The organism is Nitrospirota bacterium, from assembly GCA_037386965.1.
In the GTDB taxonomy this organism is placed as follows: Bacteria; Nitrospirota; Thermodesulfovibrionia; order Thermodesulfovibrionales; family JdFR-86; genus JARRLN01.
The window spans coordinates 1-10,596 of record JARRLN010000095.1; the positions used below are offsets into that span (position 1 = coordinate 1).

The 10,596-nt window shown below is 62.8% G+C and carries 8 protein-coding genes and 1 pseudogene; 6 read left to right on the forward strand and 3 right to left on the reverse strand.

Going from position 1 to position 10,596, the window contains the following annotated elements; translation table 11 throughout:
* Positions 1–30 precede the first annotated feature (30 nt).
* Positions 31–843: a 4-hydroxy-tetrahydrodipicolinate reductase gene (gene dapB / locus P8Y39_11545; GenBank protein ID MEJ2192953.1), complete on the forward strand. Its 813-nt coding sequence runs from the start codon at positions 31–33 to the stop codon at positions 841–843.
* 1 nt (position 844) lies between these two features.
* Here the strand turns inward: dapB and P8Y39_11550 are convergent, their stop codons facing one another.
* Both P8Y39_11550 and P8Y39_11555 read right to left on the reverse strand, forming a co-directional pair.
* Complete coding sequence (locus P8Y39_11550) at positions 845–3,466, reverse strand: CBS domain-containing protein (protein MEJ2192954.1); 2,622 nt, start codon at positions 3,464–3,466, stop codon at positions 845–847.
* 61 nt (positions 3,467–3,527) lie between these two features.
* On the reverse strand, positions 3,528–4,925 hold the full coding sequence (locus tag P8Y39_11555) for a sensor domain-containing diguanylate cyclase (protein MEJ2192955.1): 1,398 nt from the start codon (positions 4,923–4,925) through the stop codon (positions 3,528–3,530).
* A gap of 109 nt (positions 4,926–5,034) precedes the next feature.
* On the opposite strand from P8Y39_11555, the gene P8Y39_11560 reads away from it, so the two are divergent.
* The 4 genes and pseudogenes from P8Y39_11560 to rfbB all read left to right on the forward strand — a co-directional run bounded on the left by P8Y39_11560 (position 5,035) and on the right by rfbB (position 8,365).
* Complete coding sequence (locus P8Y39_11560; GenBank protein ID MEJ2192956.1) at positions 5,035–6,102, forward strand: glucose-1-phosphate thymidylyltransferase; 1,068 nt, start codon at positions 5,035–5,037, stop codon at positions 6,100–6,102.
* On the forward strand, positions 6,099–6,578 hold the full coding sequence (locus P8Y39_11565) for a dTDP-4-dehydrorhamnose 3,5-epimerase family protein (GenBank protein MEJ2192957.1): 480 nt from the start codon (positions 6,099–6,101) through the stop codon (positions 6,576–6,578). Before P8Y39_11560 ends, P8Y39_11565 begins: the two co-directional genes overlap by 4 nt.
* 5 nt (positions 6,579–6,583) lie before the next feature.
* The gene (gene rfbD, locus P8Y39_11570) at positions 6,584–7,417 is read left to right on the forward strand and encodes a dTDP-4-dehydrorhamnose reductase (GenBank protein ID MEJ2192958.1); all 834 of its coding nucleotides are present in this window, start codon (positions 6,584–6,586) and stop codon (positions 7,415–7,417) included.
* Positions 7,414–8,365, forward strand: a pseudogene (rfbB, locus tag P8Y39_11575) (dTDP-glucose 4,6-dehydratase). The gene rfbD and the pseudogene rfbB overlap by 4 nt, the downstream one beginning before the upstream one ends.
* 25 nt (positions 8,366–8,390) lie before the next feature.
* Here the strand turns inward: rfbB and polX are convergent.
* Positions 8,391–10,109: a DNA polymerase/3'-5' exonuclease PolX gene (gene polX, locus P8Y39_11580; protein MEJ2192959.1), complete on the reverse strand. Its 1,719-nt coding sequence runs from the start codon at positions 10,107–10,109 to the stop codon at positions 8,391–8,393.
* A gap of 284 nt (positions 10,110–10,393) precedes the next feature.
* On the opposite strand from polX, the gene P8Y39_11585 reads away from it, so the two are divergent.
* Positions 10,394–10,596, forward strand: a 203-nt coding sequence (locus P8Y39_11585) for a hypothetical protein (protein MEJ2192960.1), incomplete at its 3' end; no start/stop codon positions are given.

Consider the following 10,596-nt stretch of genomic DNA (forward strand, 5'->3'; position numbering starts at 1 on the left):
GATGGAAAAAGTAGAGAGCGGAGGGTAGCGATGGTTCGTATTGCCGTGGCCGGGGCCGCCGGCAGGATGGGAAGCCGCATTGTGGCGCTCGCGCAGGAACTGGAAGGGGTCGCCCTCGCCGGTGCCTTCGAGAAGGCAGGCCACCCCCGGGCGGGGAGCGACGCCGGTGAGGTAGCCGGCGTGGGTCCGGTGGGGGTGAGCATCGAGGAGAGCGCGGAGAAGGCCCTTCAAGGGGCGGACGTACTCGTCGATTTCACCCATCCCGAGGGGACCCTCCTGAACGTGGAGGCGGCGGTCCGGACGGGTAAGGCCGTGGTGACGGGAACCACAGGGTTTTCGGCCGAAGACCTGCAGAAGATAGCCCGGGCCGCCCAGAGCGTCCCCTGTGTGCGCGCGGCAAACATGAGCCTGGGGGTCAACCTTCTTCTGAAGGTGTTGGCCGACATCGCCCGGGCCCTGGGGGACGACTACGACGTGGAGGTCCTCGAGGCCCACCACCGCATGAAGAAGGACGCGCCCTCGGGCACGGCCCTGATGATGGCCGAAGCGGTGGCGCGGGCCCTGGGGCGGGACCTGGCGCAGGATGCCGTCTATGCCCGGAAGGGCATCGTCGGGGAGAGGACGAAGAAGGAAATCGGCATCCAGGCCCTCCGGGGCGGGGACATCGTGGGGGAGCACACGGTGCTTTTCGCGGGACAGGGCGAGAGGGTGGAAGTCACCCACCGGGCCTCAAGCCGGGACACCTTCGCCCGGGGAGCCCTGAGGGCGGCCCTCTGGGTGGCGGGGAAGCCCGCAGGCCTTTACGACATGCAGGACGTCCTGGGGCTCAAGGGCAAGGGATAAGTCACGAGCGTAGGCCCGCCGACCTGACATACCGCCGGACGAAGCCCTCCTCGTCTTCCCTGCTCAGGAGCCGACCGCGAAGGCGCTCCTCCAGGAGCTTCTTCAGTATCTCGGCGTAGATGGGCCCCATTTCGATGCCCATCCGCTTGAGGTCGTTCCCCCTCAGAATGGGCTTTACCTTGCGCCACCGGAGGAGATACGTCGACATCTCCTTCCGCTTTTCCTCGCTCGTGGTCATGGACATGGCCAGAAGAAGGCCTTCCGGGCTTGCCTGGGAGAGGGCATTATGGATGTCGGCCGGGTCCTTCAGGGGAAGCACCCTCAGGGCCTCCCGGGCATCGCGAATGTTGCGGTCCACGGCCGCCCCGACCCGGGAGGGTACGGCCAGCCTCTCCAGGGCCTTTTCCCTCTCCTCGTCGGTGAGGCCCGTCAGGAGGGCCGTCAGGTAAAGGAGGGCCCTGTCGCACCTCTCCTCCGGGAAGGACAGGGTGAACCACGTGAGGGTGTGGTGCACCTGGGTCAGAAGCTCCTGAAGTTTGTCCGTCAGCTCCAGCGAAGGGTGGATGACCGTGAGGAGTCCGTGCTCGGCCAGGCCGCGTATGACGGGCACGGGCTCCTTCTCCCGGAAAATGAGGGAGAGCTCCTCGTGCAGCCTCTTGCCCGAAAGCCTCTCGAAAAGGTTCATGCGCACGGCGGAGCGAATCAGGTTCTCGATGTGCTTGGAGAGCTTGAAACCGAAGCGCTCGGCAAACCGGACGGCCCGGAAGGCACGGGTGGGGTCTTCCACGAAGCTCAAGTTGTGCAGGACCCGCAGGGTCCTTTCCTTGAGGTCGCGCTGGCCGCCGAAGAAGTCCACCATCTCGCCGAAGGAGCCGGGGTTGAGCTTGACGGCCAGGGTGTTTATGGTAAAGTCGCGGCGGTACAGGTCCTTCTTTATGGAGGACACTTGCACCTTGGGAAGGGCGGCCGGGGTCTCGTAGTATTCGGTCCGGGCCGTGGCCACGTCGAGCTTGAGACCCTCCGTTATCACCTTGGCGGTCCCGAACCTTTCGTGCGCGCGGACCCTCCCGCCCAGCCGCACCGCCAGGTGCCGGGCGAAGTCGATGCCGTTACCCTCGATGACGATGTCGAGGTCCAGGTTCTCCTCTCCCCTGAGGAGGTCCCGCACGGAGCCGCCCACCAGGTAGGCGTTGTATCCAAGGGAGCCGGCTATCTCGCCGGCGATCCTGAGCAGGGTGTAGATGTCCCCGGGATAGCGGTTCTTGAGCCAGGAGGCGATGTTCTTCTTCGGGCCCGCTCTTTCCCCCGCCAGGGGTTTCTTCACGCCGCGCCGCCGGAGATATTCCTCGTACAACGTCCGCAGGATGTCCGTCCGGGTAATGGCGCCCACGATGCCGCCGTCCTCCACGACGGGCATGAACCGCTGGTTGTGCTCTATCATGCGTGTTTCCACCTGGCGTATGGGCGTGTACCTCTCGGCCGTCAGGGCGTCGGTGGTCGCAAACTCCAGCACGGTGCTCTCTGCAAGGCCGTGGTACAGGGCCTTTTCCACGGACTCCCGGCTGATGATGCCCAGGTACTGCTGGCCGCTGACCACGGGCAGAACGTTCACCCCGTGTATGGTCATCAGGGATTCGGCCTCCTTTATGGTCTTGGCGGCCTCCACGGTGATGACCGGGCTGGTCATGACGTCTTCGGCGAACTTCCCCGGCTTCACGGCCTTCCTCAGAAGGCCCACTATCTTCTCCTCCAGGATTTCCAGGGGCATTTCCTTCAACGTTGCCGATGCCGCGGTGGGGTGCCCTCCGCCGTCGAGGGCTTCCATGACCCGGGCGATGTTCAGCTCCGGAGCACGGCTTCTCCCCACGACAACGATCTTTCCTTCCATGCTCAGGATGAGCACGACGGCGTCGGTGTACTCGATGTCCATGAGCCTGTGGGCCAGATGCGCCGCATCCCCCAGGTACCTCTGCAGTGAGGCCTTGGCCACGAGAATGCTGAGCCCTCCCAGTGCCAGCTCGGTGGCGGAACGCGTCAGTTCCGTGAGGAGCTGAAGCTCGTCCACGTTGAGGTCGGTCTTCATGTAGGCCGAGACGATTTTCAGGCTGGCCCCGCACCGGAGAAGATAGGCGGCCGCCTTCATGTCCCTTTCCGTCGTGCCGGGGAAAAGCATGTTGCCCGTCTCCTCGTAAATCCCCAGGCAAAGCGCCGTGGCCTCCATGGGCGTGGGCTTCAGTGCCTTCCGCTCCAGGATTTCGGTAAAGATGGTCGCCGTGGAGCCCACCTGCTCCACCACCTCTACGGTCCCGTGAATGTCGCCCTCGGCATGGGCGTGGTGGTCATAGACATGCACCTCGACGCCGGGCTTCGAAAGGAGCTCGGCCAGGGGACCCAAGCGGTCGGGCGACTTGCTGTCAACGACGATGAGCTTTCGCACCTGCCCGATGTCTATGTCCTTCAGGCGCCTGATGGGAATGATGCTGAAGGACTCCAGAAAGTCCCTGAGCTTTTTCTCCTGGGAGCCCGAGAAGACCGCCTCGGCCCGGGGGTAGAGCTTCTTGGCGGCCACCATGCCGGCGAAGGCGTCAAAATCGGCGTTTATATGGGAGGTTATCAGGTCCACGCTCTCTCCAATATTCTTGCAGAAACGGCTCCTTTATGCAAAGAGGAGGGGGAAAGGAGAGTCAATAGGCCACGACGAGCCTGGCCCGGCCAGTCGCCTTTGCCTTGAGGAGGGCCTGGTCGGCCTTGTTGATGAGCTCGTGCTCGCTGGTGATGCCCTCGTGAGGAAAGGCCGCCACACCCATGCTTACGGTTATGCGTGCGTCCAGGGAGATGCTCTGGAAACAGTGGGCCTGCAAAATGTCTCTGATGCGCCTTCCCTCCGTGACGGCGCCTTCTAGGTAGGAATGGGGCAGCACCAGGATGAATTCCTCGCCGCCGTAGCGGGCGAATATGTCGCTTTTCCGGATGTGCATCTTTACCAGGTCGGCGAACTCCCGGAGGACCATGTCCCCCGCCCTGTGCCCGTAAGTGTCGTTTATTCTCTTGAAATGGTCGATGTCGAACATGATGCAGCTCAAGGCCGTATTGTATCGGGCCGCCCGGCTGAACTCGTCCTCGAGGCGGTGGTAGAGATACCGCGTGTTGTAAACGCCGGTGAGAAAGTCGGTGATGGCGAGTTTTTGGAGCTCGACCTTCTCGGAGTTCAGACGCTCGAAGAGGAAGGCGTTGTTCAGCGCATTGGCCGAGACGTTCGCCACGCTCTGGCAGAGATGTATCTCCCTTTCCGTGAAGGCGTAATCGCGACGCGAGGTCCGCAGAAAGAGGGTCCCGATGACTTCGGAGCGGAATATCACCGGGGCCACGACGATGGCGTGGATTCCCAGGGAGGCGATGGAGGGAAGGACCGCTCGCATGAGGGGGTCGTGCGTGGCGTCTTGGACGACCACGACCTTTTTCGTCCTGAGGGCCTTGCGTATCTCGGGGTACTTGTTGATGTCGAGCTTGAGGTTGAAGACGTCGGGATGCTCGAAAGTGGAGACCACCGTGAATGTCTCATGCTCGGCGGAAGGCACGCTCAACATGGAGCACCGGGTAACCGGAATGAGCTCGCTCAGTTTCTTGACGATGAGGTACAGCACCTTGCGAGAGTCCAATGTCGAGGAGAGGATGGAGGTCAGCTCGGTGATGGCCCTGAGGTCCCCTAGCTCCCGCTTCATCGCGTCCAGGTCTTCGAAGTTTCGCTGGACGAGCTGGAGTTTGTATGCGAGGTCGCCTTCGTGATAGGGCGGCGTGATGTAGTGTTCGATTGCATTTTCCTCGAGGCTCTGAAAGCCGCCGGAGAGGTCGCCCGAAAGGATGCCCATGACCGGGCGGGAGTCGGCCACGGCCGCCGTCCGCTTCAGGCAGGGGGGACATCCGGCGATGAATATGTCCGGCTGCACGCGTTTTACCTGCTCCTTGAGCTTTTGCAGGTTTGTGAAGAAAGACGCCTGATAATTGCGGCTTTTGGAGAAGAAACCTCGGAGAAAGGCAAGGGATTCCTTGTTTTTCTCATAGACGTAGACCGTCTTTTTCATGATGGCCATTATACCCTCGGAGAGGTGAAAAATAATGTATTTTCGAGCACATTTCCCCTTGGACGGACCATCGGTGTGCTATAATTACCGAGAATTCGAGGGAGGTCCCATGAAGGCACTGGTGCTCAGCGGGGGCAAAGGGACGAGGCTCAGACCTCTGACCCATACCACGGCGAAACAGCTCATCCCGGTGGCAAACAAGCCCATCATCCACTATGTCGTGGACTCCATCGCCGCGGCCGGCATAAGGGATCTGGGCGTCATCATAGCGCCCGAGACCGGCCCCGACGTGAAAGAGGCCCTGGGTGACGGCGGCTTCTGGGGCGTGAAAATCACCTATATTCTGCAGGACAGGCCGGCGGGCCTGGCCCACGCCGTCAGGACGGCCCGCGACTTCCTCGGTGGTTCTCCCTTTGTCATGTACCTGGGGGACAACCTCATCGGCATGGGGATAAGGGGGTTCGTCGAGGAGTTTCAGGCGGAGAGGCCGGATGCGCTCATCCTTCTGAAGGAGGTCCACGAGCCCTGGAGGTTCGGCGTTGCCGAGGTTCGGGACAACGGCGAGATCGTGCGCCTCATGGAAAAGCCCAAGGAGCCTCCTTCCAACCTGGCCCTGGTGGGCGTCTACGTGTTCTCTCCGGAGGTTCACCGGGCCATAGAGGAGATAAAGCCGTCGTGGCGCGGGGAGCTGGAGATTACCGACGCCATACAGCGCCTGATCACCCAGGGGAAAAAGGTGAAAAGCCACGTTCTGACCTCGTGGTGGCTGGACACGGGGAAGAAGGACGACATGCTGGAGGCAAACCGTGTTGTCCTGGACGAGATGGTGCACACCGACGTGCGGGGGAAGGTGAAGGCCGGAAGCAATATCATCGGGCGGGTCTTCGTGGGGGAGGGCGCGTTGATAGAAGACAGCACCGTGCGGGGGCCGGCCGTCATCGGCAAGGATACGGTCATACGCAACGCCTTCATCGGTCCTTATACAAGCATAGGCGACAACTGCCAGGTGCAGGACTCCTCCGTGGAGTTCGTGGTGATGCTGGAGGGCTCAAGGGTCCTTGGGGTGGAGAGGCTCGAGGAAAGCCTGGTGGGAAGGAACTCCGTCATCCAGAAGGACAGGGGGCTTCACAAGGCCCTCAAGGTCCATATCGGGGACGACTCGGAGGTCGCCCTGTGACCGAATTCAGCGAGGGGGACATCGAGGGCGTCCTGGTCCGGAGCCTCCGCTTTCACCACGACCAGAGGGGCTGGCTCACCGAGCTTTACCGGAAGGATGAGGTCGACCGGGAGCTTTTTCCCGCCATGGCCTACGTGTCCATGACCCGCCCGGGCGTGGCCCGGGGGCCTCACGAGCACAGGGAGCAGGCGGATTGTTTCGTTTTTTTCTCCTCGGCCTTCGACCTTTTCCTCTGGGACGCCCGGGAGGGCTCTCCCACGGGCGCTCATAAGAGCGTGCTTCGCCTGGGCAGGGAGAACCCGACCCTGGTCGTCGTCCCTCCCGGTGTCGTGCACGCCTACCGGAACGTGGGCGCCGAGGACGGCCTCGTCCTGAACTTTCCCAACAGGCTCTACGCCGGGTGGGGAAAGGGAGAGCCGGTGGACGAGGTGCGCTACGAAGGGGACCCGTCTTCCCCGTACCGGCTTGAGCCATGAGGATAATGGTGACCGGGGCCGGAGGACAACTGGGCAGGGCCCTGGTGCGTGCGGCACGGGAGGCGGGGCACGAGGTGGCCGGCTTTTCCCACGCCGAACTGGACATAGGAGACCTCCCCTCCGTCTCCCGGGCGCTCTCCCTGGCCAGGCCCGAGGTGCTCATCAATTGTGCGGCCTACAACGAAGTCGACCGGGCCGAGACCGACTGGGAAGGGGCCTTTCTGGTCAACGCGGTGGGCGTGAAGAACCTGGCCACGGCGGCTTCCGAGATGGGTGCTCTCATGATGCACTTCAGCACCGACTACGTTTTCAGGGGAGACCTGGGGCGCCCCTATACCATTTCCGACGTCCCCGACCCCATAAACGCCTACGGCCAGAGCAAGCTCCTCGGGGAAGAGATGCTGAGGGAGGTCGCCGCGCGACATTTTCTCGTCCGCACGAGCTGGGTCTTCGGCCGGGGCAAGAGCTCCTTTCCGCTGAAGCTCCGCGCTTGGGCGGCAGAGAGAGACGTGCTCCGGGTGGTGCAAGACCAGGTGTCGCGCCCCACCTACGCCCTTGACCTGGCCGAGGCCACCCTCGGCCTTCTGGCCAGGGGAGAGCCCGGCACGTACCACGTTACCAACTCGGGCTATTGTTCCCGATACGAGTGGGCCTGCCACATATTGTCGCGCCTCGGCTGGAAGGGCAGGGTCGAGCCCGCCAGGAGCGCGGAGTTCAAAACAGCGGCGGAAAGGCCGGCCTTTTCCGTCCTTGACACATACCCCGTGGAGCACGTCCTGGGCAAGGCGCTTCCCTCGTGGCAGGACGCCACGGACAGGTTTCTCAAGGAGCTCGGATGAAACGCATTCTGGTGACGGGCGGAGCGGGTTTCATCGGCTCCAACGTCATCCGCTTCCTTCTGGGGCGGGGAGGGGACGTGAGCGTGCGGAACCTCGATGCGCTCACCTACGCCGGAGACGCCGAAAGGCTGAAGGACTTCGAGGCCGACCCCAGGTACTCCTTCGTCCACGGCGACGTCTCCGACGGCATGCTGGTTGACGGCCTCTTCGCCAAAGGAGTGGATATTGTTTTTCACCTTGGACCGCTCGATACAGGATGCTTTTCCCTTCGAGTCCACAAACGTGCGGGGCACGGTCACCCTTCTGGAGGCGGCCAGGAAGCACGGGGTGGGACGGTTTGTTCACGTTTCGACGGACGAGGTCTACGGCGATCTGGAGGAATCGGGACAGTTTACCGAGGAGACCCCGCTCAATCCCAACAGCCCGTACTCGGCGAGCAAGGCCGCGGGAGACCTTTTCGCACGGGCGTATCGGCACACGTACGGCCTGCCCGTCGTCATCGCGCGCCCCTCGAACAACTACGGCCCGTGGCAATATCCCGAGAAGCTCATCCCTGTGGTCATCAGCCGGGCGCTGGCGGACCGGCCCGTGCCCGTATATGCCCAGGGATTGAACGTGCGGGAGTGGCTTTACGTGGAGGACTGTGCGCGGGGGATATTCGAGGCGGGCGAGAAGGGCGTGGTGGGCGAGGCCTACAACATCGGCAGCGGCCAGGAGCGCCGCAATATCGACGTGGTGAAAAGCATCCTCGCCCTTCTGGGAAAGCCCGAAAGCCTTATCACTTTCGTCATGGACAGGCCGGGCCATGACTTCCGTTACAGCCTGAACTCAGAAAAAGTGAAGGCCCATACGGGCTGGAAGGCGGCCACCACCTTCGACGCGGGTATCGAAAGGACGGTGGCCTGGTACGTGCGGAACCAGGCCTGGTGGAAGAAATTCGCAGGCTGACGGGGGGACCCGCGCCCCCCGGGGGTCAGGGCCTTTTCCCGAGGGCCTTGAGAAACTCCGCTGCGCTCTTTGTGTTCAGGACGTCGTCCTTCTCGAGCCAGCCCCTCCGGGCCACGCTCACCCCGTAGGCCATGTGGTCGAAGTGCTCCAGGAGATGGGTGTCCGTGCTGATGACGAGGGGGATTCCCATGGCCCTGGCCGCACGCGCATAGGTGTCGCTGAGGTCGAGCCTGAGGGGATAGGCGTTTATTTCGAGGGCCGTCCCCGTCTGCCGGGCCGCCTCAAGGAACGCTTCCATGTCCACCTCGTAGGCGTCACGCTCTCCGATGATGCGGCCGGTGGGGTGGGCGATGATGTCCACATGGGGGTTCCGCATTGCCGCGATGAGGCGCCCGGTGAGCTTCTCCATGGGCTGGTTGAAGCCCGAGTGGATGGAGGCCACCACCACATCGAGGCTTTCGAGGACCCTGTCGGGGAAATCCAGAGTGCCGTCGCTCCGGATGTCCACCTCGGTGCCGGTCAGCACCCTGAACCCCTGGAGCCTTTCGTTCAGGGCCTCTATCTCCTCGACCTCCTCCCTGAGTCTTTTTTCGGTGAGTCCCCGGGCGACGCCGAGCCCTTTGGAATGGTCCGTGATGGCGATGTACTCAAAGCCCCTCCGCCTTGCCCCCTGGACGACCTCCTCAAGGCTGTGCTTTCCGTCGCTCCACCTGGTGTGCACGTGAAGGTCGCCCCGGATGTCGCCCCTCTGCACCAGGTGCGGCAGGGCGTCCTCCTGGGCCGCCTCCACCTCTCCCCGGTCTTCCCTCAGCTCGGGCGGCACAAAGGCAAGGCCCAGGGCTTCGTAAACGTCCTCTTCCCTCTCCCCACCCAGCCGCCGCCCGTCCCCGGCGTCGAAGACGCCGTATTCGTTGAGTTTCAGACCCCTGCGGACGGCCATCTCCCTGAGGCGGATATTGTGCGCCTTGCTTCCGGTAAAGTAGCAGAGCGCGGAGCCGAAGGACTGCTCCCGCACCACTCTCAGGTCCACCTGGATGTCCTGGTCCAGGACGACGACCGTCTTTGTCGGCCCCTTCATGAGGACCTCCTTCACATGGGGCAGGTGCACGAAGGCGTTCATGACCTGGCTCTCATGGGGTGAGGTGGCCAGGATGTCCATGTCCTTTACGGTCTCCTTCCATCGCCTCAGGCTTCCGGCAAGTGCAATCCTGGTGACGGGGGCCTTCTCGCCGAGGTGCCGCAGGATATCCTCGGCCGCGGGAAGGGCGAGCCCGAGAGGGTGCCTCTCGCTCCTCAGCCTGAGGGTCTCTATGCCCTTGAGGATGTTTCTCTCCGTCTTGGCGCCCACGCCGGGAAGGCCCGCCAGCCGGTGCTCCCGGGCCAGCTCCTCCAGGCCCTCCAGGTCCACGGTCCCGAAGCGGTCCAGCACGAGCTTGGCCGTCCTGGGGCCGAGGCCCGGGACCGAGAGCATGGCCGCAAAACCCCCGGGGACTTCTTTCTTCAGGTCCTCCATGGCTTTGAGTTTCCCGGTTTCCGCTATTTCCCGGACCTTTCCCGCCAGGTCGGGGCCGATGCCGGCAATGGAGAGAATCTCTTCCGGCGAGGCTTCCTCTATGGCCCTCGGGTAGCCCTCGATGTTCTGGGCCGCCCGCCGGTAGGCCCTCACGCGGAAAGGGTTTTCGCCCTTGACCTCCAGAAGGACCGCCATCTCGTTGAAGATGCGAGCCACCTCGCGGTTTTTCATATGAAAAGGGCTCCAGAACCTATCTCAAAATCGCTTCCGGCTCACCCCCGAAAAGTCTTGCGACTTTTCGGGGACCCCTGGCCGAAAGAGGCCTAAATGGCGGCATACGGCGTCCTGAAGGGAAAATCGTCCTCAACGCAGCCCTACTGCGCCTCCGGGCGATTTCCCCTTCCCTCCTTGTCTGCCGCCATTTATTCTCCCTTTCGCTTCGAAATCAATTTTGAGATAGGTTCTAATTTCTTCATCGGCAGCCAAACCAATAAACCTTTTCGGAGGACTTTGCCATGAACAAGAAAAAGACGGTCCTCGGTGGCGCCATAGTGCTCTACTTCGTGGTCGGCCTCGAGATACTGATAATGATAAGCCCCTTCGCCGGGTTCTTCTATATGGTGTTCAACCCGTTCCTCCTGCAGATGGCAAGGCATCCGGCGACCAGGTGGCTGAGCGCGTTTTTCCTTCCCCACCTGGTGATGCCCCCCGACGCGTT

Bases quoted from the DNA above. Each gene is read 5' to 3' on its own strand.
- rfbD (MEJ2192958.1), top strand. From the start codon at position 6,584: ATGGTGACCGGGGCCGGAGGACAACTGGGCAGGGCCCTGGTGCGTGCG.
- P8Y39_11555 (MEJ2192955.1), bottom strand. From the start codon at position 4,925: ATGAAAAAGACGGTCTACGTCTATGAGAAAAACAAGGAATCCCTTGCC.
- P8Y39_11560 (MEJ2192956.1), top strand. From the start codon at position 5,035: ATGAAGGCACTGGTGCTCAGCGGGGGCAAAGGGACGAGGCTCAGACCT.
- dapB (MEJ2192953.1), top strand. From the start codon at position 31: ATGGTTCGTATTGCCGTGGCCGGGGCCGCCGGCAGGATGGGAAGCCGC.
- polX (MEJ2192959.1), bottom strand. From the start codon at position 10,109: ATGAAAAACCGCGAGGTGGCTCGCATCTTCAACGAGATGGCGGTCCTT.